Origin of the sequence: Streptoverticillium olivoreticuli subsp. olivoreticuli, from assembly GCF_003391135.1 — a bacterium.
GTDB lineage: Bacteria > Actinomycetota > Actinomycetes > Streptomycetales > Streptomycetaceae > Streptomyces > Streptomyces blastmyceticus.
Genome location: NZ_CP031455.1, coordinates 5,977,188 through 6,003,598 on the forward strand (window position 1 = coordinate 5,977,188; position 26,411 = coordinate 6,003,598).

Genomic DNA, 26,411 nt, shown 5'->3' on the forward strand with positions numbered 1-26,411 from the left:
CATCGCTCTACGGGGCGATCCCGACCCTGGGGATCGTCGGGGTCCGACCCTGGGACGGCTCCTTCCGGCGGAGGGCCTCCGGTCGCCGTCCGTCACCCCTGCGACGGAGCCGGGCCCGTACCGCGGGCACCACCGCGAGGTGCGCGACGGCGACGCCCGTCACGTTCAGCAGCAGCGCGTCCACGTCCAGCACCTGGCCCACCACACCGCTCTGGACGACCTGGAGGGCCAGCGACAGCATCGCGCTGGTGAAGACCGTGCGGGTCAGCGAGCCCAGCGGCGAGGCGTCGAGCCGCCCTCCCGCCCACGGCAGCAGCACCCCCAGCGGCGCCAGCGGCAGCATCCCCGCGCCGATCGCGCGCGTCGCCTCCCAGGGACTCAGGGCGAGGTCGGCACGGATCGTGGCCAGCGGCTCCAGCGGCGCGGCCGTCACCCAGGGCGCCGTCAGCGGACGCAGGGCCAGCCAGCCGACAGCCAGGAGATGGGCGACGAGCAGCACGCACCCCGCGACGCGGTAGCGGTATCGGAGGGCGGGCGTACCGCCGTAACCATGACCCTGCACGCCCCACAGGACGCGGGGTGTGCGCCGTCCGGTTCCGCCCTCGACGACGGAGAGTGGCGGACGGCCGCGGTGACGGAGAGTGCCCGGGTCAGGAGACGGCCGTACCGCTGATGTCCGCGGTGTCCGGATGCGTCCGCATCTCCTCGGTGCAGCCGAAGCTCAGCGGCCGCGTCTCGCCCGGCCCGCCCAGGATCACCGTCGACCTGCCGTCGGCCGCGGCCGTCCCCACGAACGAGCACACCACCTGTGCCAGCGCGACCTGCGGCAGCTCACCGGGCTCCCGGCTCAGCCGCAGCGTGCCCGCCGGGTCGCCCGGCCGCGGCCCGGCGACGGTCAGCCGCTGCGGGACCACGGTGATCAGCCCTGCGTCGGCCTCCTCCCCGGACGGCACCTTCCGCAGCTCGTCGAGGAGCGCGCCGGCGACGACCGCCGCGTCGTCGGGCTTGTCGGGCAGCGGGACCCGGCGGGTCACCGGCACCAGCTGCGAGGCGCACTCCAGCTGCACGGTCACGGTGGCCAGGCCCGCGGCCGCGCTCGGGTCGGGGCGGGCGACGCACGACGCCCGGGACGGCGCGCCGCCCGCGTCCACCGGCACGGCGGTGCCCCGGATCCCGCACGCGGAGAGCGCGGGGAAGGAGCCGAGCAGCGTCAGTGCCAGGGCGGCGGTTCCGATCCTCACATTGGGCGTCTTCACTTTCCGCTCTCCTCCGCCCGGTCCCGGCCCTGCTCGTCCGTGAGCAGGGAGGTGCCGCCGGCCTCCGCCGGGTCCTCGCCCAGGGGGAGGGTCAGGGTGAAGACCGCGCCGCCTTCGGGGGAGTTGGCGGCGGTGATCCCGCCGCCGTGGATGTGGGCGTTCTCCAGGGCGATCGACAGGCCGAGGCCGCTGCCCTCGGAGCGCGGCCGGGACGCGCTCGCCTTGTAGAAGCGGTCGAAGACGTGCGGCAGGACGTCCTCGGGGATGCCGGGGCCGTGGTCGCGCACGTCGATCCGCAGCGAGCCCTCCTCCGTCCGCACCGACACCCGGACCGGCGACCCGCCGTGCTTGAGGGCGTTGCCGATGAGGTTGGCGAGGATGACGTCGAGCCTGCGGGGGTCGAGCCGGGCCATCATGCCGCGCTCGGCGTCCAGCTCGACGGCGTCCAGCCAGGCGCGGGCGTCGATGCAGGCGGTGACCTGGTCGGCGACGTCCACGTCGTCCAGGACCAGCCGGGCCGTGCCCGCGTCGAAGCGGGTGACCTCCATCAGGTTCTCCACCAGGTCGTTCAGCCGGCGGGTCTCGCTCACCACCAGCTGCACCGCGGGCGCGATCATGGGGTCGAGGTTGTCCGCCTCGTCCTCCAGCACCTCCGTCACCGCGGTGATCGCCGTGAGCGGGGTCCGCAGCTCGTGCGACATGTCGGCGACGAAGCGGCGGCTGGACGCCTCCCGGGCGCTGAGCTCCTCGACCCGCTTCTGGAGCGACTCCGCGGTCCTGTTGAACGTGCGCGACAGATCGGCCAGCTCGTCCGTGCCCGACACCTGGAGCCGCGTGTCCAGCTTCCCCTCGCCGAGCCGCCGGGCCGCGTCGCCGAGCCGCTGCACGGGCCGCAGCACCGTGGACGCCGCGGCCTGGGCGAGCAGGGCGGAGCCGATCAGCGCGAGGCCGGTGGCGATGCCGAGCGACCAGGCCAGCGAGTTCAGGTCCTGGCGCTCGTTCTCCAGGGACTTCAGCAGATAGCCGGTGGGGCCGCCGCCGATCACCTTGGCGCCGCCGATCAGATACGGCTTGCCGCCGAGCGTGATCCGCTGCCAGTACAGGTGGTACGCGTAGCGGTTGGAGTCGTCGATCCGGCGCTCGCGGTCCACCGCCGCCCGCAGCGACTCCGGCACGACCTTCGGCGTGAACAGATCGGGCTTGGAGGGCGCGACGCAGTCGCCGCCACCGGACTTGCCGATCAGCAGCACCTCGTACTTCTGCGAGGTCGCCGCCATCCGGTCCGCGGCCGCCTGGAGCTCCTGGCAGGTCGGCGCCAGCGGCAGCGAACCGGTGTTGTCCTGCAAGGACTTGCGGAAGTCGTCGAGCGCGGCGTCCTGGGTACGGGTGAGGACCGCGTCGCGGTTGAGCCAATAGGCGATGGCGGACGCGGAGACGGCGGCGGCCAGCGCCACCAGCGCGAAGACCAGCATCAGCCGCAGCCGCAGGCTGATCCACCGCATGCTCAGCTTCAGCGCGTTCCTGGCCGGACGCCGATCCCGTTCCCGGCCGGGCTCTTCTGTCACGGTGTGCTCTCTGTGCTGTTGCGGCGGGCCGGGGCGATCACTGCGGGGTGTCCAGGCGGTAACCGACGCCACGGACCGTACGGATCAGGGTCGGCGACGACGGGACGTCCTCGACCTTGGCGCGCAGCCGCTGCACACAGGCGTCCACCAGCCGCGAGTCGCCCAGATAGTCGTGCTCCCACACCAGGCGCAGCAGCTGCTGCCGCGACAGCGCCTGCCCCGGCCTGCGGCTGAGCTCCAGCAGCAGCCGCAGCTCGGTCGGGGTCAGCTGGAGGTCCTCGCCGTTCTTGGTGACCGTCATGGCGGCCCGGTCGATGACCAGGGAACCGAACGACGCGGAGTCGTTCGACTCCCGCTCGCCGCGGCGCAGCACCGCGCGGATCCGGGCGTCGAGCACCCGGCCCTGCACGGGCTTGACCACATAGTCGTCCGCGCCGGACTCCAGCCCGACCACGACGTCGATGTCGTCGTTGCGCGCGGTCAGCAGGATGATCGGCAGCTGGTCGGTGCGACGGATCCGCCGGCACACCTCGAAACCGTCGATACCGGGCAGCATGACGTCCAGCACGATCAGGTCCGGCCGCTGCTCGCGCAGCAGTTTCAGGCCGTCCTCACCCGTCGCCGCGGTCACCACACGGTGGCCCTGGCGGGACAGGGAGAACTCAAGAGCCGTGCGGATGGCGTCGTCGTCCTCGATCAGCAACAGGAAAGGCACGGTGGTCATTCTGGCCTACGACTGGCCGGTAGTTCGACCGAAGCCGCCGCGCATGCGGCCCGCAGCCTGTTGCAGGGCTGTGACAGTCGGCGGACAACGCGATGAAACTGGCCCGCCAGGCTTGGGGACATCGGGCAGCAGGGCGGCCCGGGAACGCAAACGGACCGAGCTGGCTCCACCGACGGGGGGCGCGAGATGAACACACTGCACAGCACCACGACCAGCGCAGTCATTCGCACGCGCCTGCACGACGCCGGGCGGGGCCCGGAGAAGTCCGGTGCCGTGGGCGGGCGGGGGTGCGCCCGCGGCACCGGACGTGTACGGCCGCCGTACATGGTGGCGATCGACGCGGTCACGTACGGGGAGGCCACGGGGGCCTCGGGGGAGGGCAAGGGCGCGTCCCGGACGAAGCAGGCGGACGCCGAAGCGGCGTTCACCGCCTATGTCCAGGAGCGCCGGGCCTCCCTGTACGCGACCGCCTACCACCTGACCGGTGACCGGCACGAGGCGGAGGACCTGCTCCAGAGCGCGCTGTTCTCCACGTACCGCGCCTGGGACCGGATCACCGACAAGGCGGCCGTCGGCGGTTACCTCCGCCGCACGATGACCAATCTGCACATCAGCGCCTGGCGTCGGCGCAAGCTGAACGAGTACCCGACGGAGGAGCTGCCGGAGACGGTCGGCGAGACCGACGCGATGCGTGGCACCGAACTGCGCGCCGTCCTCTGGCAGGCACTGGCCCGGCTGCCCGAACTCCAGCGCACGATGCTCGTCCTGCGCTACTACGAGGGCCGTACGGACCCGGAGATCGCGGAGATCCTCGACATCAGCGTCGGCACGGTCAAGAGCAGCATCTGGCGCTCCCTGCGCCGGCTGCGCGACGACGAGGTCATCGGCTCCGGCCGGGGCGTCGCGGAGTCCTTCGGCGAGCTGGTGGCCTGAGGGGACCAGGAGAACCAAGGGGCCCCGGGGGGACGGGGAACGCTCGGGGGAGCGTATGGGGCCACGGGGGAGGAGCGGGCGGACAGCCGGGGGGTATGTCCGCCCGCTCCACTGTTTTCCGGAGCGGGCACCGCGTCAGACGCGGACGCCCTCCCGGCGGCCCGCGGCCGCGGCGGCTATCCGGCCCATGGCGGTCTCCTTGCCGCAGGCGTACGCGCCGAGCGCCGTCTGGCGGGCCACGATGCCGCGTTCGGCGCGCATCAGCCGCAGGCCGCGGCGGATGAGATACGGCGCGGGCTTGCGGCCCTCCCGCAGGTCGCGCAGCAGCCGGCGGCGGAACGTCGTCGAGGGGCGGCCGCGCAGACACAGGGCGTCGGCGAGCACCCCCAGCTCACGGCAGCGGTCGATGATGTCGGCGGCGAAGATGCCCTCCGCTATGAACAGCGGGGTGCGGCCGATGTCCAGGGCGCTCGCACCGGTCCGCGAGCTGGTGGCGATGTCGTACACCGGCACGCTCGTACGGGACGTGCGGCACAGCTCCTCTATCGCGCCCACGGCCGTGTCGGCGTCCCACGACAGGGGCGAGTCCCAGTCGGTGCCCGAGCCGTCCGCGAGCAGCGGGAGCGTCGGGTCGTGCCCCTCCTTGTAGAAGTCGTCGAGGTTGAGTACGGGCAGCCCGGTGCGGGCCGCGAGGGACGACTTTCCGGAACCGGACGGGCCGGTCAGCAGGATGACGCGCGCGGGGGTCATATGGGGAGTCACGGGACACCAGTGTGAGGCATTGGGCCGCATGGGGGATCCCCCCGGGTCGGAGGGTGCGCGCAGTGTCACGATCCCGCTACGGTGCGTTGTCGTTCCATCCTGTACCTCACGACCCGGCAGGTGCCCATGGCCTCGCACGCACGACACGCACGCTCTTCCCGCCCCTCCTCCTCGCGCGGTCTGGTGCGCGTCGGGCTGACCGTCTCGGCGGGTGCGGCCATCGTCGCGGGCGGCGCGGGAGCCGCGAACGCCGCGCCCATGGCGCCCAAGGCGGGCCCCCGGGCCGAGCTGGGGGTGACGTCCATCGACGCGGCCACGGCCGGTGCGGACACGGCGCTCGGCGCGTCCTCGGAGGGCGCGCTGCGGTCCCTGGAGGCGCTGAAGCTCAACCCGCTCGCGGGCACGGGCAGCGACCCGTTCGCCAACGCGGTGGGCACACAGGTCGCCGACTTCGAGCCGGTGAGCACGTCCTCCGTCACGGAGCCGCTGACGAACGGCGGCGCGCTCCGGGACCTGGCCCTGCTGGACCAGGCGGCGGGCCTGTTGCCGCCGTTGCCGATTTAGGCAGGCGCCCGCAAAACTCCGGACGGGCTGGATTTTGGCTGAGCTCAGCCAAAATCCAGCCCGTCCGGTCGTGGGGCGTCAGTAGGACGAGCCGCCCGCACCCAGCGAACCCGTCGGGTGCCAGACCGTGCGCGTCTCCAGGAACGCCGTCATCCGGTCGGTGCCCGGCGTCGCGGCCCAGTCCACAGCCTGTGGACGGAGAACGCGCTTGAGGTTGTCCGCCGCCGCGATCTCCAGCTCCGTCGCGAGCGCGGCGTCCGCACCCGCCAGGTCGATCGCGTTGACGTCCTGGTGCGCGGCCAGCGACGGCGCGATCTCCGCCGTACGGCCCGACAGGACGTTGACGACACCGCCGGGGAGGTCGGACGTCGCCAGCACCTCGCCCAGGGACAGCGCGGGCAGCGGGGCCTTCTCGGAGGCCACGACCACGACCGTGTTGCCGGTGGCGATCGCGGGGGCGATCACCGAGACCAGGCCGAGGAACGACGACTCCTGCGGGGCCAGCACGGCGACGACGCCGGTCGGCTCGGTGGAGGAGACGTTGAAGTACGGGCCGGCGACCGGGTTGGTGGCGCCGGTGATCTGGCCGATCTTGTCGGTCCAGCCCGCGTACCAGACCCAGCGGTCGATCGCGGCGTCCACCTGGGCCGCGGCCTTCGCCTTGGACAGGCCCTCGGCGTCGGCGACCTCCGCCACGAACTGGTCGCGGCGGCCCTCCAGCATCTCGGCGACGCGGTAGAGGACCTGGCCGCGGTTGTACGCGGTCGCCCCCGACCAGCCGCCGACGGCCTTGCGGGCCGCGACGACCGCGTCACGGGCGTCCTTGCGGGAGGACTGCGGGGCGTTGGCGAGCCAGTTGCCCTTGGAGTCGGTCACCTCGTACACCCGTCCGCTCTCGGACCGGGGGAACTTGCCCCCGACGAACAGCTTGTAGGTCTTGAAGACAGCCAGGCGATCAGACATCGAGGTAGGCCTCCAGACCGTGACGGCCGCCCTCGCGGCCGAAGCCCGACTCCTTGAAGCCGCCGAACGGCGAGGTCGGGTCGAACTTGTTGAACGTGTTGGCCCAGACGACACCCGCGCGCAGCTTGCCCGCGACGGCCAGCATCCGCGAGCCCTTCTCCGTCCAGATGCCGGCGGAGAGGCCGTACTGCGAGTTGTTCGCCTTGGCGACCGCCTCGGCCGGGGTGCGGAAGGACAGCACCGACAGCACCGGGCCGAAGATCTCCTCGCGGGCGATCCGGTGGGCCTGGGTGACGTTCGTGAACAGCGTCGGCGCGAACCAGTAACCCGCGGACGGCAGCTCGCAGGCCGGGGCCCAGCGCTCCGCGCCCTCCGCCTCGCCGCTGTCGGCCAGCTCGGTGATCCGGGCCAGCTGCTCGGCGGAGTTGATCGCGCCGATGTCGGTGTTCTTGTCCAGCGGGTCGCCCAGGCGCAGCGTCGACAGACGGCGCTTGAGGGAGTCCAGCAGCTCGTCCTGGATCGACTCCTGGACCAGCAGGCGGGAGCCCGCGCAGCAGACCTGGCCCTGGTTGAAGAAGATGCCCTGGACGATGCCCTCGACGGCCTGGTCGATGGGGGCGTCGTCGAAGACGATGTTGGCGCCCTTGCCGCCCAGCTCCAGCGTGAGCTTCTTGTCCGTCCCCGCGACCGTGCGGGCGATGGCCTTGCCGACCGCCGTGGAGCCGGTGAACGCGACCTTGTTCACGTCCTCGTGCGCCACCAGCGCGGCGCCCGTGGTGCCGTCGCCCGTGACGATGTTGACGACGCCCTTCGGCAGCCCGGCCTGGCGGCAGATGTCCGCGAAGAACAGCGCCGACAGCGGGGTCGTCTCGGCCGGCTTCAGGACGACGGTGTTGCCCGTCGCCAGCGCCGGGGCGATCTTCCACGCCAGCATCAGCAGCGGGAAGTTCCACGGGATGACCTGGCCCGCGACGCCCAGCGGGCGGGGGTTCGCGCCGTAGCCCGCGTGGTCGAGCTTGTCGGCCCAGCCCGCGTAGTAGAAGAAGTGCGCGGCGACCAGCGGGAGGTCCGCGTCGCGGGTCTCCTTGATCGGCTTGCCGTTGTCCAGGGTCTCCAGGACGGCCAGCTCGCGCGAGCGCTCCTGGATGATCCGCGCGATGCGGAAGAGGTACTTCGCGCGCTCCGAGCCGGGCAGCGCCGACCACTTCTCGAACGCCTTGCGGGCCGCCTTCACCGCGCGGTCCACGTCCTCCGCGGAACCCTGCGCGACCTCGGACAGCACCTCCTCGGAGGAGGGGCTGACCGTCTTGAAGACCTTGCCGCCGGTCGCCTCGGTGAACTCGCCGTCGATGAACAGGCCGTAGGACGGGGCGATGTCGACGACCGCCCGCGACTCGAGGGCCGGTGCGTAAGTGAAAGACATGATCAGTCCACCGTGACGTAGTCGGGACCGGAGTAGCGCCCGGTGCTCAGCTTCTGCCGCTGCATCAGCAGGTCGTTCAGCAGGCTGGAGGCACCGAAGCGGAACCAGGTGTTGTCCAGCCACTCCTCGCCCACGGTCTCGTTGACCAGGACCAGGAACTTGATCGCGTCCTTGGTGGTGCGGATGCCACCGGCCGGCTTCACGCCGACCTGGACGCCCGTCTGCGCCCGGAAGTCGCGCACGGCCTCCAGCATCAGCAGCGTGTTGGCCGGAGTCGCGTTGACCGCGACCTTGCCGGTCGAGGTCTTGATGAAGTCGGCGCCCGCGAGCATCCCGATCCAGGACGCGCGGCGGATGTTGTCGTACGTCGACAGCTCACCGGTCTCGAAGATGACCTTGAGGCGGGCCTTGTCGCCGCACTCCGCCCTGACCGTGCGGATCTCCTCGAAGACGTCCATGTACCGGCCGGCGAGGAACGCCCCGCGGTCGATGACCATGTCGATCTCGTCCGCCCCGGCGGCGATGGCGTCCCGGGTGTCGGCCAGCTTCACCGGCAGCGCGGCGCGGCCGGCGGGGAACGCGGTGGCGACGGACGCGACCTTGACGTCCGTGCCCTTCAGGGCGGCCTTGGCGGTCGCCACCATGTCCGGATAGACGCAGACCGCGGCGGTCGTGGGCGTCGTACGGTCGGTCGGGTCGGGGTGGACGGCCTTGGCGGCGAGCGCCCGGACCTTGCCCGGGGTGTCTGCGCCTTCCAGCGTCGTCAGGTCGATCATCGAGATCGCGAGGTCGATGGCATAGGCCTTCGCCGTCGTCTTGATCGAGCGGGTGCCGAGCGAGGCGGCGCGGGCCTCCAGCCCGACCGCGTCGACGCCCGGGAGGCCGTGCAGGAAGCGGCGCAGCGTGCTGTCGGAGGCGGTCACGTCCGCCAGGTCCTTCAGCCGCCCCGCGGCGTCGTTGCCGTGTGCGGGAACTGTGGTGGGCATGGTCACCAGATGAGCATATCTACGCGCGTAGCGCGTGTCACCCCCCTGTGCCGGATCCGGTGTCCGGCACCTTCCCTTGTGGTCTGCTGTCCTCCCGCCGCCCTCTCCCGGGACGGGTGGGGCACAATCGCCGCATGACGAGCCCGGACGACTCCTCCGCCCCGCAGACCCCTTACGCCGACCGGTGTTACCGCTCGCCCGCGGGGATCGCGAGCGGCGTGCTGCTGCTCCTCCTCGCCGCCTGGCTGGGCGGCGACGCCGTCTTCCGCGGCTCCGGCCGGACGCCGTGGCTGGCCCTCGCCGGCCTGCTGTGCGTCGTACCGCTGATCGTCGCCTTCACGCTGCGCCCCGCGGTGTGGGCGGGCGAGAAGCGGCTGCTGGTGCGGAACCCGTTCCGGACGATCACCGTGCCGTGGGGTTGCGTCGAGGATGTGCGGGCCGGGTACTCCAGCGAGCTCTACGCCGGGGGCGCGAAGTATCAGCTCTGGTCGATCCCGGTGTCGCTGCGCAAGCGGAAGGCTGCGGCGCGGCGGGGGTCGACTGGGGCCGAGGCCGGTGACGGTGCTGTGCGGGCGCCGGCGGATCAGGCGATCGAGGAGATCCGGGAGTTGGCGGCGCGCCATGCGTCCGATGATGGCGGCGGGGTGTTGGTGCGGTGGGCTTATGAGGTGTTGGTGCCGGTGGGGGTGGGGGTTGTGCTTTTGGTTGTGCTCGGGGTTATGGGCTGAGGGTTTTGGGCTGAGTTTTGGTCCGCTGCGGGTTCGTTGCGCCTGCGGCGGGGCGCCCTGCGGGCGCGGCCTCAAGCTCCCCCAGCTACCGCTGGGAGGTGCCCCCACGGGCTGGGTTGTGGCTGGGCCGGGGGCGTGGCCTCCGGGGCAGGGGTCCTGGACCGTATATTTACGGCGCGTTGCCCCTGAGTGTGTTGAGTGCCCGGGGCTTGCGCCGCAAATACACGACAGCGTCCAGGACCCCTACCCCTGCGGCCCCACCCCCTCCCGCCGGAGGACGGCTGCGGGCCGTCACCGGAAGGGGTGCGCGTCATCTTCTGAGTGCCGGGCGGCTGCGGCCCGTGTGGGGCAACCCTCGCCGGTGCGGCCGTATGTCGCCGACGGCGAGCGGCTGGCACCGGAAAGGGTGCCCATCGCCTTCTGAGTAACGGGCGGTCGCGGGTGGGTGTGTCCCGCCGCGGTAGCAGCGGGCAGCCGGCCGCGGCGGGACGTGAAAGGGCCCTAGATGCCCGCCGCCTGGGACAGGTCGCGCTTGATGTGGGTCAGGACATCCGTCGCGCGGGCGCGCGCGTCCGTCAGGGCGATCGCCGACGCGACCGGGACCACGACCTCCAGGTAGCACTTGATCTTCGGCTCCGTGCCCGACGGCCGGACGATGACCCGCGCCCCCGAGACCGTTCCGGACGCGTCACCGGCGAGGTGATAGCGCAGGCCGTCCGTCGGCGGCAGCGCCTCCGAGCCCTTGGCCAGGTCCTCGGCCGACGTCACCTGGAGACCGGCCAGCATCGCGGGCGGCTGCTCGCGCAGGCGGCGCATCGCGTCGGAGATCAGGGACAGGTCCTCGACGCGCGCCGAGAGCTGGTCCGTGGCGTGCAGGCCGTGCTCGACCGCGAGGTCGTCCAGCAGGTCCGTGAGCGTACGGCCGGTCTCCTTGAGCTCGGCCGCCAGCTCGGCGACCAGCAGGGCGGCGGTGATGCCGTCCTTGTCGCGTACGCCCTCGGGGTCGACGCAGTAACCCAGCGCCTCCTCGTACGCGTAGCGCAGGCCGTCCACGCGGGCCAGCCACTTGAAGCCGGTGAGGGTCTCCTCGTAGTCGGCGCCGGGGGCGGCGGCCGCGATGCGGGAGAGGAGGGACGAGGAGACGATCGTGGTCGCGAACGTGCCCTGCGCCTTCTTGTGCACCAGGTGCGTGGCCAGCAGCGCGCCCACCTCGTCGCCGCGCAGCATGCGCCAGCCCTCGGCGGACTCGGGGTCCGGCACGGCGACGGCACAGCGGTCGGCGTCGGGGTCGTTGGCGATGACGATGTCCGGCTGGGCCTCGCGGGCCGTCGCGAACGCCAGGTCCATCGCGCCCGGCTCCTCCGGGTTGGGGAAGGAGACGGTCGGGAAGTCCGGGTCGGGCTCGGCCTGCTCGGCGACCACCGTCGGCGCGGGGAAGCCCGCCCGCTCGAAGGCGGCGGTCAGTACGGTGCGGCCGACGCCGTGCATGGGCGTGTAGACGACGCGTACGTCCCGGGCGGAGCCATTGGTCAGGACCGCGTCCGTACGCTCCAGGTAGGCCTGCACGATCGTGTCGCGGAGGGTCTCCCAGCCGGCGGAGGGGCGGGGCACGTCGTCCAGGCTCTCGACCGCGGCGATCTCGGCGGCGATCTCCGCGTCGGCCGGGGGCACGATCTGGGAGCCGTCGCCGAGGTAGACCTTGTAGCCGTTGTCGCGCGGCGGGTTGTGGCTGGCGGTCACCTCGACGCCCGCGACCGCGCCGAGGTGGCGGATCGCGAAGGCGAGCACGGGGGTGGGCAGCGGCCGGGGGAGCAGCGCGGCCTTGAGTCCCGCGCCGACCATCACGGCCGCGGTGTCCAGGGCGAAGTCGGCGCTCTTGTGGCGGGCGTCGTAGCCGATGACGACGGTGCCGCCGGCGTGGCCCTGCTTCTTGAGGTACGCGGCGAGACCGGCGGCCGCGCGGATCACGACGGCGCGGTTCATGCGCATGGGACCGGCGCCCAGCTCACCGCGGAGACCGGCCGTACCGAACTGGAGGGTGCCGCCGAAGCGGATGCTCAGCTCGGCGGTGTCCCCGGCGTCGATGAGCCGGGCGAGCTCGTCACGGGTGTCGGGGTCGGGGTCCTCGGCCAGCCACGACTTGGCTCGCGCGATGAGGTCTCGCTCCACGGTTTCTCCTCCGGAGTGGTCGAGTCTGGGCGCGGGTCCGCTGCGCTCTGCCGGGTGCGCAGGTCCGTCGCCGGGTGTTGCATCGTTGCCCTGACGCAGGGCTGGTAAATCACACGTTGATGCGCTGTGGGGCAGGCCACTCGCCGTCGTCGGCTGCCCGCCGCTACCGCGGCGGGACACACCCACCCGCGACCGCCCGGCACTCAGAAGGTGACGGGCACCCCTTCCGGTGCCACCCACCCGCCGTCGGCGGCGTACGGCCGTACCGCGTGGGTTGCCCCGAACGGCCCGTACGTTGCTCTCCGGCGGGAGGGGGTGGGGCCGCAGGGTGGGGTTCTGGAACGCGGTGCGTTGTCACAGCACGCAATACGCGTCACAGCGCCACGCACCGCGTTCCAGGTTCCCAGCCCGGAGGCCACGCCCCCGGCACCCACCACAACCCAGCCCGGCCGGCGTTTGAGGCCGCGCCCGCAGGGCGCCCCGCCGCAGGCGCGAACAAAGCCGCACCCACAAAGCGAACCGCACCCAGCGGAAAGCGCACCCAACAGACCTACAGGCGGTCGAGCACCGAAGCCAGCAGCGCCCCCATCGCGGTCGCGGAGTCGCGCCCGGCCTGGAGGACCTCTTCGTGGTTGAGCGGCTCGCCCGTCATGCCCGCGGCCAGGTTCGTGACCAGGGAGATGCCGAGGACCTCGGCGCCGGCCTCACGGGCGGCGATGGCCTCGAGGGTGGTGGACATGCCGACCAGGTCCGCACCGAGCGTGCGGATCATCTTGATCTCCGCGGGCGTCTCGTAGTGCGGGCCGGGGAACTGGACGTAGACGCCCTCTTCGAGGGTCGGGTCGACCTCCTGGCAGAGGCTGCGCAGCCGCGGCGAGTAGAGGTCGGTGAGGTCGACGAAGTTGGCGCCGACGATCGGCGAGGTCGCCGTGAGGTTGATGTGGTCGCTGATCAGCACCGGCTGGCCGGGGCGCATGCCCTCGCGGAGGCCGCCGCAGCCGTTGGTCAGGACGATGGTCTTGCAGCCGGCGGCGACGGCGGTGCGGACGCCGTGCACGACGGAGGCGACACCGCGGCCCTCGTAGTAGTGCGTGCGGCCGAGGAAGACCAGGACGCGCTTGTCGTTGACCTTGTACGAGCGGACGGTGCCCGCGTGGCCGGCGACGGCGGCGGCGGAGAAGCCCGGGAGCTCGGTGACCTGGAACTCGATCTCGGGGGTGCCGAGGGCTTCGGTGGCGGGAACCCATCCGGAGCCCATGACCAGGGCGACGTCGTGGGTCTCGGCGCCCGTGAGCTCGCGCAGGCGGGAGGCGGCGGCGTCGGCCGCGGTGTACGGGTCGGTCTGGGGGGTAACTGATGCGTTCACGCGGACGAGGGTAGCCGCTATTCGCCTACGCGCGTAGATGTCGCTGGTGACGGTGTTCCGATTGTTGCTTTGTGGAATGCGACGAGACGCATTCGTCAGAGAAATCCGCCGGGCCCGGCGCGGCGGCCCGCAGGCCGCCACGGACGCCGTACGAGCAACACGGCCAGGGCGCAGCCAAGGCACCGCCGATGCCCTCAGCAGGGCCGCTTCCGGAGCTCCATCACATAGTCGTGCGGCGCCCCGGCCGACTCCGCGGCGTCGGCGATCTCGCCGAGGTAGCGCGCGGAGGGCAGCCCGCCCTCGTAGCCGTTGAGGACGTACACCCAGGCGGGCTCCTCGCCGTCCAGGGTGTGCACGCGGACCCTCATCCGGCGGTAGATGTCGAGGCCGACACCCTCCCAACGGTCCATCGAGTCCTCGTCCATCGGGGCGATGTCGTAGAGCGCGACGAAGACCTGGGAGCGCGGCGCCTCGACGACGGTCGCGAGCGCTCCCTCCCAGCCCAGCTGCTCCCCGCCGAACGTCAGTCGCCAGTCGGCGAGCCAGCCCGTGCCGCGCAGGGGCGAGTGGGGTGCGCGGCGGGACATCAGCCGCGCGTCGAGGTTGCCGGCGTACGCGGCGTAGAGCGACATGGCTCCGAGAGTACGGGAGTGAGGCGGAACGGCATTTGGGGTGGCAGTCTCGAAGGGAGGTTCGTCCGGAACCTCCTGCCGGTCCTCGCACGGATGCCCGTAGGGATGTACGTAGGTATTTACGTACGGATCCGCCGGGGGAGGCCCCGGGAGAAGTCGCTTTGATGGGTGCGGGACAATGGAGTACGTGACTCGGATCGTGATCATCGGTGGCGGACCCGGCGGCTATGAGGCGGCGCTCGTCGCCGCGCAGCTCGGCGCGGAGGTGACCGTCGTCGACTGCGACGGTCTGGGCGGGGCGTCGGTGCTCACCGACTGTGTGCCCTCGAAGACCCTTATTGCGACGGCCGAGGTGATGACTACCTTCGACTCCTCGTACGAGGAGCTGGGGATCATCGTCGCGGACACTGCATCCGACAGCGGCTGCGCCGCGGGTCCACCGCAGGAACAGGCGGCGCGGGTCGTGGGCGTGGACCTGGGCAAGGTCAACCGCCGTGTGAAGCGGCTGGCGCTGGCGCAGTCGCACGACATCACCGCGTCCGTCACCCGGGCGGGCGCGCGCGTGCTGCGCGGCCGCGGCCGGCTGGAGCCGCACCAGGCCCCGGACGGCTCGCGCAAGGTCGTCGTGCGGGCCGTCGACGGCACCGAGGAGACCCTGGTCGCGGACGCGGTGCTGATCGCCACGGGCGCGCACCCGCGGGAGATCCCGGACGCGCTGCCGGACGGCGAGCGGATCCTGAACTGGACGCAGGTCTACGACCTGGACGAGCTCCCCGAGGAGCTCATCGTGGTCGGCTCGGGTGTCACCGGCGCGGAGTTCGCGGGTGCCTACCAGGCCCTCGGGTCCAAGGTCACGCTGGTGTCCTCGCGCGACCGCGTGCTGCCGGGCGAGGACCCCGACGCGGCCGCGGTGCTGGAGGACGTCTTCCGGCGGCGCGGGATGAACGTGATGGCGCGGTCGCGGGCGCAGTCCGCGAAGCGCGTCGGCGACCGCGTGGAGGTGACGCTGGCCGACGGCCGGGTGATCACGGGTACGCACTGTCTGATGGCCGTCGGCTCGATCCCCAACACGGAGGGGATCGGCCTGGAGGAGTCCGGCGTCCGGCTCAAGGAGTCCGGCCACATCTGGACGGACCGGGTCTCGCGCACGAGCGCGCCCGGCGTCTACGCGGCCGGTGACTGCACCGGGGTGCTGGCGCTCGCGTCGGTCGCGGCGATGCAGGGCCGCATCGCGATGTACCACTTCCTGGGTGACGCGGTGGCGCCGCTCAATCTCAAGGCTGTATCCGCGAACGTATTTACGGATCCGGAGATTGCGACGGTCGGCTATACGCAGGCCGATGTCGACAGCGGCAAGATTGACGCCCGCATGGTGAAGCTGCCGCTGCTGCGGAATCCGCGGGCGAAGATGCAGGGTATTCGCGACGGTTTCGTGAAGATGTTCTGCCGTCCGGGTACGGGCATCGTGGTCGGCGGCGTGGTGGTCGCGCCCCGCGCGAGCGAGCTGATTCACCCGATTTCGATCGCGGTCGACAACAACCTGACCGTGGAGCAGATCGCCAACGCGTTCACCGTCTACCCCTCGCTGTCCGGCTCCCTCGCCGAGGTGGCCCGCCAGCTGCACGCGAGGAAGACGCAGCGCGAGGGGTAGCGGACCGGGGGGTTCCCTATACCACGTCATACGGTCCGCAGCGGACAACTTCCGTAAAATTCTGCAACCTGCTGAAAACGGATGGTCGTTGGCGTTACTGTCGGTTTCGTGTTCGCTGCAGAACGTCGTCAATTGATCCTCGAAATGGTGCGCGCCAACGGAGCGGTTTCGCTCCGTGAGCTCGCCCGCGTCGTCCAGACCTCCGAAGTGACCGTACGGCGGGACGTGCGGGCATTGGAGGCAGAAGGACTGCTCGACCGCCGGCACGGCGGTGCGGTGTTGCCGGGCGGTTTCACCAGGGAGTCCGGCTTCCCGCAGAAATCCCATCTAGCGACCGCGGAGAAGACGGCCATCGCCGATCTCGCGGCGAGCTTTGTCGAAGAGGGCGAAGCGGTAGTCGTCGGCGCCGGTACGACCACGCAGGAGCTGGCCCGCCGGCTCGCGCGCGTGCCGGGCCTGACCGTGGTCACCAACTCCCTGCTCGTCGCACAGGCACTGGCCCACGCCAACCGGGTCGAGGTCGTGATGACCGGCGGCACGCTGCGCGGCTCCAACTACGCCCTGGTGGGCAGCGGGGCCGAGCAGTCGCTGCACGGGCTGCGGGTGTCCAGAGCGTTCCTGTCCGGCAGCGGGCTGACCGCCGAGCGCGGCCTGTCCACGTCCAACATGCTCTCCGCGAGCGTGGACCGGGCGCTGGTGCAGGCGGCGGCGGAGGTCGTGGTGCTGGCGGACCACACGAAGCTGGGCACCGACACCATGTTCCAGACGGTGCCCACCGACGTGATCACCCGCCTGGTGACGGACGCGCCCCCGGGGCACGACGACCGCGCGGCCACGGAGCTCCAGGCCCTCGCGGACCAGGGCGTCCACATCTCGGTCGCGGGGCCCGGCGCGGGGTCGGGCTCGGGACCGGCGGGCGTCCCCGGCGGGGGCGAGGCGGTGCCGCCGGGTCGCCGCCGCGACGTGCCGCTGCCGGGACAGCGGCGCACCCACCCGATGGGGCCCGGGCAGCCGCCCGGGCCGGTGCAGGGGGGGCCGCCGGGCCCCCAGCTGCGCAGCGCGGTGTCCCTGGGCGACCAGGCGACCGCGCGGGTGGCCGACCTGGCGCCCAGGCGGCGCTGACCCGGGGCCTCAGGCGTCGGACGGGGTGTCTTCGCAGTCCCGTCCGGCGCTCGCGGGCGCCTTCAGACCGGTGAGCGTGAGCATCAGGAGCCGGTCCGCAAGACCGGGGTCGTCCGGCGACTGCTCGACGGCCAGGGAGATCGCGTTGGTCAGCTGCATCAGATCCACGATGCCGACGTCCTCCCGGACCGCCCCCGCCCCCTGGGCGCGGGCGAGCAGCTCGCTGCCAGCCTCCCGCATCGGCAGGCTGCACCGCGACATCGCGGACGCCTCGTCGCTCTGCGCGGCCATCAGGGCGCGCGACAGCCCCCGGTAGGTGCTGGCGTGCGCCACGATCGTCCGCAGCCAGTCCACGAGCGCCCGGCAGGGCTCGGGCGAGGCCAGCAGCTCCCGCGACCGGGCCAGCAGGGCGTCGACCTCGCCCTGGAAGACGGCGCTCATCAGGGCCGTGCGGTTGGGGAAGTGCCGGTAGAGGGTCCCGATGCCGACGCCCGCGCGGCGGGCGATGTCTTCGAGGGAGGCGTCCGTGCCGTGCGCGGTGAAGGCGGTACGGGCTTCCACGAGCAGCCGCTCGTAGTTGCGCCGGGCGTCCGCGCGCATGGGGCGTGGCGCGTGTGTGGTCTCCGTGGTCATTGCCGCCTCCCTTGGGGTCCCCGCGGCTCAAGAATGCCATTCGCTTGCGCGGGGGCGGGTTGGGGTGGGCGCGCCTTTGCCTTCGGGTGCGGGTACGTTGCCGCCTGCGGCGGGGGCGGCCTGCGGCCGCGTCCTCAAACGCCGGACGGGCTGAATTCCGGGCTACGGTCCGCGGAATTCAGCCCGTCCGGCGATTGAGGACAGCGCGCGGAGCGTGCTTCGGGGTCTGGGGCGGAGCCCCCACGCGGCGGAGCCGCAAATCGACACAGCCGGGAAGGGGCGGGTAGGGGAAAGCCCGCCGCAGGCGTACCCGCGGCGGGCTCGATCCGGGTCAGTCCTTGATCTCGCAGATGACCGCTCCGGAGGAGACCGACGCGCCGACCTCCGCCGTGATGCCCTTGACCGTGCCCGCGCGGTGCGCGTTCAGCGGCTGTTCCATCTTCATCGCCTCGAGGACCACGATGAGATCGCCCTCGGCGACCTCCTGGCCCTCCTCGACCGCGACCTTGACGATCGTGCCCTGCATCGGGGACGTGAGCGCGTCACCCGAAGCCGCGGAGCCCGCCTTCTTCGTCGCGCGCCGCTTCGGCTTCGCGCCGCCCGCCGCCGCCGTACGGGCGATGGTCATGCCCAGCGACGACGGCAGGGAGACCTCGAGCCGCTTGCCGCCGACCTCGACGACGACCGTCTCGCGCCCGGGGGCCTCTTCCTCGTCCTCGGCGACCGCGCCCGCGAAGGCCGGGATCTCGTTGACGAATTCCGTCTCGATCCACCGGGTGTGGACGCGGAAGGGGTCGGAGGTGAAGGCGGGGTCGGTGACGACGGCGCGGTGGAAGGGGATGGCGGTGGCCATGCCCTCGACCGTGAACTCGCCCAGCGCGCGGGCCGCGCGCTGGAGCGCCTGCTCGCGGGTCGCGCCCGTCACGATGAGCTTGGCGAGGAGGGAGTCCCAGGCGGGGCCGATGACCGAGCCGGCCTCCACGCCCGCGTCGAGGCGGACGCCGGGGCCCGAGGGGGCGTCGAAGCGGGTGACGGTGCCGGGGGCGGGCAGGAAGTTCCGGCCCGGGTCCTCGCCGTTGATGCGGAACTCGAAGGAGTGTCCGCGCAGCGGCGGGTCGTCGTAGCCGAGTTCCTCGCCGTCGGCGATGCGGAACATCTCCCGTACGAGGTCGATGCCGGTGACCTCTTCGGTGACGGGGTGCTCGACCTGGAGGCGGGTGTTGACCTCCAGGAAGGAGATCGTCCCGTCCTGGCCGACCAGGAACTCGCACGTGCCGGCGCCTTCGTATCCGGCCTCGCGGAGGATGGCCTTGGAGGCGCGGTAGAGCTCGGCGTTCTGCTCCTCGGTCAGGAACGGTGCCGGGGCCTCCTCGACGAGCTTCTGGTGGCGGCGCTGGAGCGAGCAGTCGCGGGTGGAGACCACGACGACGTTGCCGTGCTTGTCGGCCAGGCACTGGGTCTCGACGTGGCGGGGCCGGTCGAGGTAGCGCTCGACGAAGCACTCGCCGCGGCCGAAGGCGGCGACCGCCTCGCGGACGGCGGAGTCGTAGAGCTCGGGGACCTCCTCCAGCGTGCGGGCGACCTTCAGGCCGCGTCCGCCGCCGCCGAAGGCGGCCTTGATGGCGATGGGCAGGCCGTGTTCACGGGCGAACGCCACGACCTCGTCCGAGCCCGAGACGGGGTCGGGGGTCCCGGCGACCAGCGGCGCACCGGCGCGCTGGGCGATGTGACGGGCCGCCACCTTGTCGCCGAGATCGCGGATGGCCTGCGGCGGCGGGCCGATCCACGTCAGGCCTGCGTCGATGACGGCCTGCGCGAATTCCGCGTTCTCGGACAGGAATCCGTATCCGGGGTGGACGGCGTCCGCGCCCGACTCGGCTGCTGCGGCAAGCACCTTGGCCACGTCGAGGTAGCTCGTCGCCGGGGTGTCACCGCCCAGCGCGTACGCCTCGTCGGCGACGCGGACGTGCAGAGCGTCCCGGTCCGGATCGGCGTAGACCGCCACACTTCCGATCCCGGCGTCCCGGCATGCACGAGCGACGCGGACAGCGATTTCGCCACGGTTGGCGATGAGCACCTTGCGCACGATGGCTCCCTCCTTGAAACAAGGTGAGTTTAGGTACAGGCAACACTCTGTGCCGACCCGACTCCCGGGGTGAGCTTGCCCACACGGAGCGTGAAAGACGGGCCGGGAAGAGGCCGGAAATCCCGGTTCTCCCACGGTACGCCGGGTTCCGCGGCCGATGGCGGTCCGGGCGTGTGGGCAAGATCTCGATCAATGATCCTGAGATGCGGTGCGCATTCTTTGTTGACTCCCTACGAAGGGGTGACAGAAAGTTTGCGCGGTCGCCGGACGGTCGCAGTGGACGCGGGGGCCGCGTCTCCCTCCCTTTCTCCGGTGTACCCATGGGTAGCGCCGATCCTTCGCCTACCCGTTGGTAACCACCCGGCCGAGCGGAGCGTTCCGGTCCGCTCAGTGCGCCGGTGGACCTCCGGCGCACTGACGGGCAGCCAACTTGCCCGCCTCCGCCGCCACATGGCGCAGCGTCCGGGTCAGCTCCCGCCTGCGCCGGTGGAAGTCCTCCAGCGGCAGCGCGGCGGAGACGGCCGTCATCGCGCCGCCGTCGGTGGACGGCACGGGCACGGCCACGCACGCCACTCCCGGCGCGCACTCCTCGATCTCCACCGCGACCCCTTCCCGTCGCACCCGCATCAGCTCCTGGTCGAGCCGCTCGGGCGAGGTGATGGTGCGTGGGGTGATGGCCCGCATGCCGGTCGCGGTCAGATAGCGCAGGCGCGCGGCGCGCGGGAGGGCGGAGAGCAGCATCTTGCCGTGGGCCGTCGCGTGCCCGTCGGGGTCCTGCCCGACGCCGAAGCCCCCGGTGGCCGGAACGGAGGCGGAGGTTCCGGCGAGGACGGCGATGTCCCCGTCCCGGTAGGTGCTGAAGTACGTGTCCGCGCCCACCGCCAGCCGGGCCGAGAGCAGCAGTCCGTGCACCTCGTCGTCCAGCCGCATCTGCCGCTGGAAGGCGCGGTGCAGGGACGGCACGCGGTAGCCGAGGGTGTAGCCGCCCGCGGTCCGGACGACGTGGCCCCGGGCCGTGAGGGCGCCCAGCAGCTCGTACACCGTGGACAGCCCGCAGCCGGTCAGCCGGGCGAGCGCCTTGGCGGTCACGGGCCCGGAGGAGCTCGCGACGGCGTCGAGGACGTCGAGGGCGCGGTCGACGGACTGGGGCATGGCGGCGGGGCTCCTCGGGCGCCGGCGTGGCCGGACCGGAATGCGGACGTGGACCCTCCAGCTTGGCACAGCGCCCGGGAGCGCCCGTGTCAGCCCTTGAGCGGCGCCTTCTCCCGCAGGAGGTCGACGAACGCGCGCATCCACGCCGGGTGGTCGTTCCAGGCCCGGGCGGACACCATGTTGCCGTCCACGACGGCCTCGGCGTCCACGAACGTCCCCCCGGCCATCCGCACGTCCGGCTCGCAGGCGGGCCAGGCGGCGGTCCTGCGGCCCTGGAGCACGCCCAGCGGGGCGAGGGCCACCACGGCGTGGCAGATGTGCGCGACGGGCTTGTCGGCGGCGAAGAAGGCCGTGATGATCCGCTGGAAGTCGGCGTTCAGGCGCAGGAACTCGGGCGCCCGGCCGCCCGGGACCACCACGGCCGCGTAGTCGGCGGGGTTCACCTGCGCGAGGGCGATGTCGGCGGGCCAGCAGTGGCCGGGCTTCTCGGTGTAGGTGTCGAAGTCGGACACGAAGTCGTGCACCACGAACTGGAGCTTCTTCACGGTCGGTGCGGCGATGTCGACGTCGTAGCCCTCCTCCAGCAGGCGCTGGTAGGGGTACATGACCTCCAGGTCCTCGGCGGCGTCGCCGGTGGTGATGAGGATCCTCGGCATGGCTGGCGCTCCTCGGTGTCGGTTAACCCGAATATGCGCCGGGGCGCGGACGGGAAAACCGGCGGGGCGCCCGTCGTCCGGTCAACGGCGCGGCGCGCCCGCCGACTTCGGGCGGGCGGCACGGGCCCGCGCGGCGGCCGTCGGCGGCCCTGTGCGCCTCGCAGAGGGGCGGGCCCCCCGAGTGGCGCAAGGAATGGTGACCGACGCGCGCCGACCTCGTTGGTGGGGCATGATCAAGCGCATTGCAGCCGCCGCCGTTCTCGCCGGCGCCGCCCTCACCATGACCGCCACCGTCGCCTCGGCCGCACCCATGCCGCATACCCCCACCTCGAACGCGGGGGAGACCGTCGCCCCACCGAACATGGGGTCGATCCCGGATGCGCCGCCGACCAGCATCTCCCCGGACGGCACGAGGGAGCTGAGCAAGCTCAATCAGCTCGGTCAGGTCACCCAGGTCACCAAGGCGGCGGATCCGTTGCTGGGCCTGCTGTCGCCGATCACCGGGCTCGTGCCGGCCTGACCCCGGACACCCCGGCCCACGAACGCCGGTACGAGCCGAGACCCGGCCCGTACCGGCGTTCGTGCTGCGGTCTCACCCGCGCGGTGTCACACCCACAGGTCCGTGATCGGGGTGTCCAGGTCGGCCAGGAGCCGGCGCAGCAGCGGGAGCGACAGGCCGATGACGTTGCCGTGGTCGCCGTCGATGCCCTCGACGAAGGGCGCGGACCGGCCGTCGAGGGTGAAGGCGCCCGCGACGTGCAGCGGTTCGCCGGAGGCCACGTACGCGGCGATCTCGGCGTCGGTCGGCTCGCCGAACCGCACGGTCGTGGAGGCCGTCGCCGAGGTGCTCCGCCCGGTGGCCGTATCGATCACGCAGTGGCCCGTCCGCAGCACGCCCGAGCGGCCGCGCATCGACTTCCAGCGGGCCGTGGCGTCCTCGGCGTCCGCCGGCTTGCCGAGCGCCCGGCCGTCCAGCTCCAGCACCGAGTCGCAGCCGACGACCAGCGCTCCCGCCGCCTCCGCCCGCGCGGCGACCGCCCCGGCCTTGGCCTCGGCGAGGACCCGGGCGAGCTCGGCGGGGGTCGGGGCGGTGATCGCGTCCTCGTCCACCCCGCTGACGATCACCTCGGGCGCGAGCCCCGCGTTGCGGAGCAGCCCGAGGCGGGCGGGGGACTGGGAGGCGAGGACGAGGCGGCGCTGAGCGGTCATCCCGCCATCGTAGAGGGGCCCCGGCGGGCTACTTCTTGAGCACGGCCTGCATGACGCTCTTGGCGATGGGGCCCGCGAGGCCGCCGCCGGAGATCTCCTCGCGGTCGATGCCCGAGCCCTCCGGGTCGATGAAGACGGCGACCGCGACCGGCGAACCGTCGCCCTGCTTGGCGTAGGAGACGAACCAGGCGTACGGCAGCTTCTCGTTGTTGACGCCGTGCTGCGCGGTGCCGGTCTTGGCGCCGACGGTGACGCCGTCGATCAGGGCCTTCTTGCCGGTGCCGTTCTCGGCGGTGTTCTCCATCATCGACTGCACCTTGCGCGCGGTGTCGGCGGAGACGGCCTGCTCCATCACCTCGGGCTTGTGCTTCTCCAGGACACTGAGGTCGGGTCCGCGCAGCTCCTCCACCATGTAGGGCTTCATCAGCTTGCCGTCGTTGGCGAGCCCGGCGGTCATCATGGCGATCTGGAGCGGGGTGCTGTCGAGGCTGCCCTGGCCCATGCCGGTCAGCGCGGTCTGCGGGCGGTCGAGCTTCTTGGGGTAGATGCTCTCGACGGCCCGGACGGGGATGTCCACCTTGGGGTTGTTGAACCCGAACTTCTCCGCCGTCTCGCGCATCTTGTCGACGCCCAGCTTGTCCGCGAGGTCGAGGAAGACGTTGTTGCACGACCACTGGAGGCCGGACTTCAGCGAGCCCTTGTCGCAGTCCGGGGTCTGCACGTCGTTGCGGACGTAGGTCGTGGTGTTGGGGAGCCTGTACGGGGTGGGGGCGTCGCCCTTGGCGTTGATGTCGGAGACGACACCGTGCTCCAGGGCCGCCGCCGCGGTGAGGATCTTGAAGGTGGAGCCCGGCGGGTAGCGGTCCTTCAGCGCTCGGTTGAGCAGCGGCTTGTTCTTGTCGGCCTCCAGCTTCTTCCAGGCGTCCGAGTCCTTGGTCCGGTCACCGGCGAAGACCGACGGGTCGTAGGAGGGGGTCGAGGCGAGGGCCAGGACCTTGCCGGTGCGCGGGTCCAGGGCGACGACGGCGCCCTTGTACTTGCCGAGGCCCTCGTAGGCCGCCTTCTGCGCCTTGGGGTCGATGGTGGTGACCACGTCGCCGCCGCGCGGCTTCTTGCCGGTGAGCAGGTCGGTGGTGTGCTGGAAGAGGAGCTTGTCGTCGCGGCCGCTCAGCAGCTTGTCGTTGAGGTTCTCCAGCTGCGAGCTGAGGTAGATCTGCGAGGAGTAGCCCGTGACGGGGGCGTACATCTCGCCGTCCTTGTAGGTCCGCTTGTACTTGAGATCGCCGCTGTTGGTCTCGACGGAGCCGGTGACGGCCTCTCCGCCGACGATGATGTTTCCGCGGGGCTGGGAGAAGGTGGCGATCTTCGTGCGCCGGTTGTGCTCGTTGTCGGAGAGTTCGTTGCCGCGCACGAACTGGAGCAGGGTCGCCTGCGCCAGCAGGGCGAGCACCAGCACTCCGACGAAGACGGATATGTGACGCACGGGTTTGTTCATGTTGTGACGCACTCCCGGAATCGCGGCAATTCACTGGGGATGACGTGAATGCCGTGTTTTCGGTTGCAGATGCGCCGGGGCCGGGCGTGTCGCCCGGGGTGCGTCAGGGGCTCAGCCCGAGCAGGACGAACAGCGCCACCACGCCGATGGCCAGCACGAAGCCCGCCCGGCGGAGCATCGCCTGGACTTCGCGCAGCTCCTCGGGAGGCTCTTCGGGCGGGTCCGACCACAGCATGGCTCCCATGCTGCTGCCGGACCGCCTCCGGCGCCTGAGTACGCGTACTCAGGCACGCCGGTACGAGGGTCAACTCCGGCAAAAGCCGGTGCCGGGCCCCGCGCGGGGCCCGGCGGGAGGAGCGCTCAGGCGGGCCAGTACGACGTCCGCCAGGAGCGCGGCCCCGGGCGGGGCGTGCGCCGGGCGGTGACCCGGCGGGCCGGGTCGGCCCACTCCGTGCGGGCGGAGCCCTCCGGCGTGGCGGTCGCCCGGGCCGCCGCGCGGGCCTGGACCACCGCCAGGGCGGCGGCCAGCTCCTCGGGGGTCGGGTTGCCCCGTACGACCTTGATCATGGTCAGCTCCTCGACGGCGTGTCGTTTCTCCGGCGGCTCCGGCACGGCCCGGCCGCCTACAGCGGGATGTTGCCGTGCTTCTTGGGCGGCAGGCTCTCGCGCTTGTCCCGCAGCGCCCGCAGCCCGCGCACGATGTGGGCGCGCGTCTCGTGCGGCATGATCACCGCGTCGACGTAGCCGCGCTCGGCGGCCGCGTACGGGTTGAGCAGCGTGTCCTCGTAGTCGGCGATGAGCTTCGCGCGCAGCTCCTCCTGCTCCTCCGGGGTGTCCGCGGCCGCGATCGTCCTGCGGTGCAGGATGTTGACCGCGCCCTGGGCGCCCATGACCGCGATCTGGGCGGTGGGCCAGGCGAGGTTGAGGTCCGCGCCGAGGTGCTTGGAGCCCATGACGTCGTACGCCCCGCCGAACGCCTTGCGGGTGATCACCGTGATCAGCGGGACCGTGGCCTCGGCGTAGGCGTAGATCAGCTTGGCGCCGCGCCGGATGATGCCGTTGTACTCCTGGTCGGTGCCCGGGAGGAAGCCCGGCACGTCCACGAAGGTGAGCACCGGGATGTTGAAGGCGTCGCAGGTCCGGACGAACCGGGCCGCCTTCTCGCTCGCGTTGATGTCCAGACAGCCGGCGAACTGGAGGGGCTGGTTGGCGACGACGCCCACCGGGTGGCCCTCGACCCGGCCGAAGCCCGTGAGCATGTTCGGGGCGAACAGCGCCTGGGTCTCCAGGAACTCGCCGTCGTCCAGCACGTGTTCGATCGCGGTGTGCATGTCGTACGGCTGGTTGGCCGAGTCCGGGATCAGGGTGTCGAGCTCGCGGTCGGTGTCCGACAGCTCCAGGTCCGCCTCCTCGGGGAAGGCGGGCGGCTCGGAGAGGTTGTTGGACGGGAGGTAGGACAGCAGCGCCTTGACGTACTCGATGGCGTCCTTCTCGTCACCCGCCATGTGGTGCGCCACGCCCGAGGTGGTGTTGTGCGTACGGGCGCCGCCCAGCTCCTCGAAGCCGACGTCCTCGCCGGTGACGGTCTTGATGACGTCCGGGCCCGTGATGAACATGTGCGAGGTCTGATCGACCATCACCGTGAAGTCGGTGATCGCGGGGGAGTAGACCGCGCCGCCCGCGCAGGGGCCGACGATCAGGGAGATCTGCGGGACCACCCCGGAGGCGTGCACATTGCGGCGGAAGATCTCGGCGAACAGACCGAGGGCGACCACGCCCTCCTGAATCCGCGCGCCGCCACCGTCGTTGATGCCGACGACCGGGCAGCCGTTCTTCAGTGCGAAGTCCATGACCTTGACGATCTTCTCGCCGTAGACCTCGCCGAGCGAACCGCCGAAGATCGTGAAGTCCTGGGAGTAGACGCAGATCGTCCGGCCGTCGACGGTGCCGTAGCCGGTGACGACGCCGTCCCCGTACGGCCGGTTCTTCTCGATGCCGAAGTTGGTCGAGCGGTGCCGGGCGAACTCGTCCAGCTCGACGAAGGAACCTTCATCCAGCAGCAGTCCGATGCGCTCGCGGGCCGTCAACTTGCCTTTGGCGTGCTGCTTCTCCACCGCCCGCGCGGAGCCCGCGTGCGTCGCCTCCTCGATCCGGCGCTGGAGGTCCGCGAGCTTGCCCGCGGTGGTGTGGATGTCGATATCGGATCCACGGGTGGTGTCTGGCTCGGACATCGGGATGCGGCTCCTGCTCGTCCAGAGGGGGCTGACTGGGCTACCGGTTCGTAGCGTATCCGCGTGGATGCGCTACGGCACTGCGTCGTTGGCCACACCCGTCAC

26 protein-coding genes are annotated in these 26,411 nt (G+C 71.8%); 6 read left to right on the forward strand and 20 right to left on the reverse strand.

Annotation, left to right across the window (positions count from 1 at the left end; translation table 11 throughout):
• Positions 1-7 precede the first annotated feature (7 nt).
• The 4 genes from DXZ73_RS26610 to afsQ1 all read right to left on the reverse strand — a co-directional run bounded on the left by DXZ73_RS26610 (position 8) and on the right by afsQ1 (position 3,536).
• Positions 8-562 (reverse strand): VanZ family protein, encoded by a 555-nt coding sequence (locus DXZ73_RS26610; protein WP_116213572.1) that lies wholly within the window; start codon positions 560-562, stop codon positions 8-10.
• 88 nt (positions 563-650) lie between these two features.
• Complete coding sequence (locus DXZ73_RS26615; RefSeq protein WP_240351500.1) at positions 651-1,256, reverse strand: hypothetical protein; 606 nt, start codon at positions 1,254-1,256, stop codon at positions 651-653.
• Positions 1,253-2,758, reverse strand: a complete 1,506-nt coding sequence (locus DXZ73_RS26620; RefSeq protein ID WP_240351790.1) for a sensor histidine kinase — start codon at positions 2,756-2,758, stop codon at positions 1,253-1,255. Before DXZ73_RS26620 ends, DXZ73_RS26615 begins: the two co-directional genes overlap by 4 nt.
• 100 nt (positions 2,759-2,858) lie before the next feature.
• Positions 2,859-3,536 (reverse strand): two-component system response regulator AfsQ1, encoded by a 678-nt coding sequence (afsQ1, locus tag DXZ73_RS26625; RefSeq protein ID WP_205519231.1) that lies wholly within the window; start codon positions 3,534-3,536, stop codon positions 2,859-2,861.
• 195 nt (positions 3,537-3,731) lie between these two features.
• Here afsQ1 and DXZ73_RS26630 point away from each other — a divergent pair, with 195 nt between their 5' ends.
• The gene (locus DXZ73_RS26630; RefSeq protein WP_116213575.1) at positions 3,732-4,478 is read left to right on the forward strand and encodes a SigE family RNA polymerase sigma factor; all 747 of its coding nucleotides are present in this window, start codon (positions 3,732-3,734) and stop codon (positions 4,476-4,478) included.
• A 135-nt stretch (positions 4,479-4,613) separates the two neighbouring features.
• On the opposite strand, the gene DXZ73_RS26635 is transcribed toward DXZ73_RS26630, so the two are convergent.
• Positions 4,614-5,270: a uridine kinase family protein gene (locus tag DXZ73_RS26635; RefSeq protein WP_116213576.1), complete on the reverse strand. Its 657-nt coding sequence runs from the start codon at positions 5,268-5,270 to the stop codon at positions 4,614-4,616.
• Positions 5,271-5,321: 51 nt separating this feature from the next.
• On the opposite strand from DXZ73_RS26635, the gene DXZ73_RS26640 reads away from it, so the two are divergent.
• Positions 5,322-5,804, forward strand: a complete 483-nt coding sequence (locus DXZ73_RS26640; protein ID WP_338059140.1) for a hypothetical protein — start codon at positions 5,322-5,324, stop codon at positions 5,802-5,804.
• A 78-nt stretch (positions 5,805-5,882) separates the two neighbouring features.
• Here the strand turns inward: DXZ73_RS26640 and DXZ73_RS26645 are convergent, their stop codons facing one another.
• From DXZ73_RS26645 to deoC, 3 genes are read right to left on the reverse strand one after another with little or no spacing between them, the layout of a single operon-like run.
• Positions 5,883-6,767, reverse strand: a complete 885-nt coding sequence (locus tag DXZ73_RS26645; protein ID WP_116213578.1) for an aldehyde dehydrogenase family protein — start codon at positions 6,765-6,767, stop codon at positions 5,883-5,885.
• On the reverse strand, positions 6,760-8,190 hold the full coding sequence (locus DXZ73_RS26650; protein ID WP_116213579.1) for an aldehyde dehydrogenase family protein: 1,431 nt from the start codon (positions 8,188-8,190) through the stop codon (positions 6,760-6,762). The genes DXZ73_RS26645 and DXZ73_RS26650 overlap by 8 nt, the downstream gene beginning before the upstream one ends.
• Before the next feature lie 2 nt (positions 8,191-8,192).
• Entirely contained in the window at positions 8,193-9,176 is a 984-nt protein-coding gene (deoC, locus tag DXZ73_RS26655) for a deoxyribose-phosphate aldolase (RefSeq protein ID WP_116213580.1), read from the reverse strand.
• A gap of 134 nt (positions 9,177-9,310) precedes the next feature.
• On the opposite strand from deoC, the gene DXZ73_RS26660 reads away from it, so the two are divergent.
• Entirely contained in the window at positions 9,311-9,904 is a 594-nt protein-coding gene (locus DXZ73_RS26660) for a PH domain-containing protein (protein WP_116213581.1), read from the forward strand.
• Positions 9,905-10,405: 501 nt separating this feature from the next.
• On the opposite strand, the gene DXZ73_RS26665 is transcribed toward DXZ73_RS26660, so the two are convergent.
• The 3 genes from DXZ73_RS26665 to DXZ73_RS26675 all read right to left on the reverse strand — a co-directional run bounded on the left by DXZ73_RS26665 (position 10,406) and on the right by DXZ73_RS26675 (position 14,071).
• On the reverse strand, positions 10,406-12,073 hold the full coding sequence (locus DXZ73_RS26665) for a phospho-sugar mutase (RefSeq protein ID WP_116213582.1): 1,668 nt from the start codon (positions 12,071-12,073) through the stop codon (positions 10,406-10,408).
• A gap of 550 nt (positions 12,074-12,623) precedes the next feature.
• Positions 12,624-13,439: a purine-nucleoside phosphorylase gene (locus tag DXZ73_RS26670; RefSeq protein ID WP_116213583.1), complete on the reverse strand. Its 816-nt coding sequence runs from the start codon at positions 13,437-13,439 to the stop codon at positions 12,624-12,626.
• 194 nt (positions 13,440-13,633) lie between these two features.
• A complete protein-coding gene (locus tag DXZ73_RS26675) occupies positions 13,634-14,071 on the reverse strand; it encodes a gamma-glutamylcyclotransferase (RefSeq protein ID WP_116213584.1) in 438 nt (145 codons plus the stop codon).
• Between the two features lie 178 nt (positions 14,072-14,249).
• Between DXZ73_RS26675 and DXZ73_RS26680 the strand changes: the two genes are divergently transcribed.
• Together DXZ73_RS26680 and DXZ73_RS26685 are read left to right on the forward strand one after the other, a co-directional pair.
• Positions 14,250-15,722 (forward strand): NAD(P)H-quinone dehydrogenase, encoded by a 1,473-nt coding sequence (locus DXZ73_RS26680; protein WP_116213585.1) that lies wholly within the window; start codon positions 14,250-14,252, stop codon positions 15,720-15,722.
• Positions 15,723-15,866: 144 nt separating this feature from the next.
• Positions 15,867-16,844 carry a DeoR/GlpR family DNA-binding transcription regulator gene (locus DXZ73_RS26685; protein WP_240351791.1) on the forward strand — a complete coding sequence of 326 codons (978 nt, stop codon included), beginning with the start codon at positions 15,867-15,869 and terminating at the stop codon, positions 16,842-16,844.
• A gap of 9 nt (positions 16,845-16,853) precedes the next feature.
• Here DXZ73_RS26685 and DXZ73_RS26690 read toward each other — a convergent pair whose 3' ends face one another.
• The 4 genes from DXZ73_RS26690 to DXZ73_RS26705 all read right to left on the reverse strand — a co-directional run bounded on the left by DXZ73_RS26690 (position 16,854) and on the right by DXZ73_RS26705 (position 21,371).
• Positions 16,854-17,477, reverse strand: coding sequence for a TetR/AcrR family transcriptional regulator (locus tag DXZ73_RS26690; RefSeq protein WP_116213587.1), 624 nt, complete (start codon positions 17,475-17,477; stop codon positions 16,854-16,856).
• Between the two features lie 331 nt (positions 17,478-17,808).
• Complete coding sequence (locus DXZ73_RS26695) at positions 17,809-19,563, reverse strand: acetyl/propionyl/methylcrotonyl-CoA carboxylase subunit alpha (protein ID WP_116213588.1); 1,755 nt, start codon at positions 19,561-19,563, stop codon at positions 17,809-17,811.
• Between the two features lie 387 nt (positions 19,564-19,950).
• On the reverse strand, positions 19,951-20,715 hold the full coding sequence (locus DXZ73_RS26700) for an IclR family transcriptional regulator (protein ID WP_116213589.1): 765 nt from the start codon (positions 20,713-20,715) through the stop codon (positions 19,951-19,953).
• 89 nt (positions 20,716-20,804) lie between these two features.
• On the reverse strand, positions 20,805-21,371 hold the full coding sequence (locus tag DXZ73_RS26705) for a DJ-1/PfpI family protein (protein WP_116213590.1): 567 nt from the start codon (positions 21,369-21,371) through the stop codon (positions 20,805-20,807).
• A gap of 193 nt (positions 21,372-21,564) precedes the next feature.
• On the opposite strand from DXZ73_RS26705, the gene DXZ73_RS26710 reads away from it, so the two are divergent.
• Positions 21,565-21,891, forward strand: coding sequence for a hypothetical protein (locus tag DXZ73_RS26710; protein ID WP_162890347.1), 327 nt, complete (start codon positions 21,565-21,567; stop codon positions 21,889-21,891).
• Positions 21,892-21,977: 86 nt separating this feature from the next.
• Here the strand turns inward: DXZ73_RS26710 and DXZ73_RS26715 are convergent, their stop codons facing one another.
• The 5 genes from DXZ73_RS26715 to DXZ73_RS26730 all read right to left on the reverse strand — a co-directional run bounded on the left by DXZ73_RS26715 (position 21,978) and on the right by DXZ73_RS26730 (position 26,306).
• Positions 21,978-22,580: a Maf family protein gene (locus tag DXZ73_RS26715; RefSeq protein ID WP_116213592.1), complete on the reverse strand. Its 603-nt coding sequence runs from the start codon at positions 22,578-22,580 to the stop codon at positions 21,978-21,980.
• 28 nt (positions 22,581-22,608) lie between these two features.
• The gene (locus tag DXZ73_RS26720) at positions 22,609-24,075 is read right to left on the reverse strand and encodes a peptidoglycan D,D-transpeptidase FtsI family protein (RefSeq protein WP_116213593.1); all 1,467 of its coding nucleotides are present in this window, start codon (positions 24,073-24,075) and stop codon (positions 22,609-22,611) included.
• A 103-nt stretch (positions 24,076-24,178) separates the two neighbouring features.
• Complete coding sequence (gene mmpB, locus DXZ73_RS40145; protein WP_275898590.1) at positions 24,179-24,310, reverse strand: morphogenic membrane protein MmpB; 132 nt, start codon at positions 24,308-24,310, stop codon at positions 24,179-24,181.
• Positions 24,311-24,435: 125 nt separating this feature from the next.
• Positions 24,436-24,642: an acyl-CoA carboxylase subunit epsilon gene (locus DXZ73_RS26725; protein ID WP_116215871.1), complete on the reverse strand. Its 207-nt coding sequence runs from the start codon at positions 24,640-24,642 to the stop codon at positions 24,436-24,438.
• Between the two features lie 56 nt (positions 24,643-24,698).
• Positions 24,699-26,306: an acyl-CoA carboxylase subunit beta gene (locus DXZ73_RS26730; protein WP_116213594.1), complete on the reverse strand. Its 1,608-nt coding sequence runs from the start codon at positions 26,304-26,306 to the stop codon at positions 24,699-24,701.
• Positions 26,307-26,411: the final 105 nt, after the last annotated feature.

Coding starts and splice junctions, on each gene's coding strand:
- DXZ73_RS26620 (WP_240351790.1), bottom strand. CDS start 2,758: ATGCGGTGGATCAGCCTGCGGCTGCGGCTGATGCTGGTCTTCGCGCTG.
- DXZ73_RS26630 (WP_116213575.1), top strand. CDS start 3,732: ATGAACACACTGCACAGCACCACGACCAGCGCAGTCATTCGCACGCGC.
- DXZ73_RS26635 (WP_116213576.1), bottom strand. CDS start 5,270: ATGCGGCCCAATGCCTCACACTGGTGTCCCGTGACTCCCCATATGACC.
- DXZ73_RS26645 (WP_116213578.1), bottom strand. CDS start 6,767: ATGTCTGATCGCCTGGCTGTCTTCAAGACCTACAAGCTGTTCGTCGGG.
- DXZ73_RS26650 (WP_116213579.1), bottom strand. CDS start 8,190: ATGTCTTTCACTTACGCACCGGCCCTCGAGTCGCGGGCGGTCGTCGAC.
- deoC (WP_116213580.1), bottom strand. CDS start 9,176: ATGCCCACCACAGTTCCCGCACACGGCAACGACGCCGCGGGGCGGCTG.
- DXZ73_RS26660 (WP_116213581.1), top strand. CDS start 9,311: ATGACGAGCCCGGACGACTCCTCCGCCCCGCAGACCCCTTACGCCGAC.
- DXZ73_RS26675 (WP_116213584.1), bottom strand. CDS start 14,071: ATGTCGCTCTACGCCGCGTACGCCGGCAACCTCGACGCGCGGCTGATG.
- DXZ73_RS26680 (WP_116213585.1), top strand. CDS start 14,250: ATGGAGTACGTGACTCGGATCGTGATCATCGGTGGCGGACCCGGCGGC.
- DXZ73_RS26685 (WP_240351791.1), top strand. CDS start 15,867: ATGGTGCGCGCCAACGGAGCGGTTTCGCTCCGTGAGCTCGCCCGCGTC.
- DXZ73_RS26690 (WP_116213587.1), bottom strand. CDS start 17,477: ATGACCACGGAGACCACACACGCGCCACGCCCCATGCGCGCGGACGCC.
- DXZ73_RS26700 (WP_116213589.1), bottom strand. CDS start 20,715: ATGCCCCAGTCCGTCGACCGCGCCCTCGACGTCCTCGACGCCGTCGCG.
- DXZ73_RS26705 (WP_116213590.1), bottom strand. CDS start 21,371: ATGCCGAGGATCCTCATCACCACCGGCGACGCCGCCGAGGACCTGGAG.
- DXZ73_RS26710 (WP_162890347.1), top strand. CDS start 21,565: ATGGTGACCGACGCGCGCCGACCTCGTTGGTGGGGCATGATCAAGCGC.
- DXZ73_RS26715 (WP_116213592.1), bottom strand. CDS start 22,580: ATGACCGCTCAGCGCCGCCTCGTCCTCGCCTCCCAGTCCCCCGCCCGC.
- DXZ73_RS26720 (WP_116213593.1), bottom strand. CDS start 24,075: ATGAACAAACCCGTGCGTCACATATCCGTCTTCGTCGGAGTGCTGGTG.
- mmpB (WP_275898590.1), bottom strand. CDS start 24,310: ATGCTGTGGTCGGACCCGCCCGAAGAGCCTCCCGAGGAGCTGCGCGAA.
- DXZ73_RS26725 (WP_116215871.1), bottom strand. CDS start 24,642: ATGATCAAGGTCGTACGGGGCAACCCGACCCCCGAGGAGCTGGCCGCC.
- DXZ73_RS26730 (WP_116213594.1), bottom strand. CDS start 26,306: ATGTCCGAGCCAGACACCACCCGTGGATCCGATATCGACATCCACACC.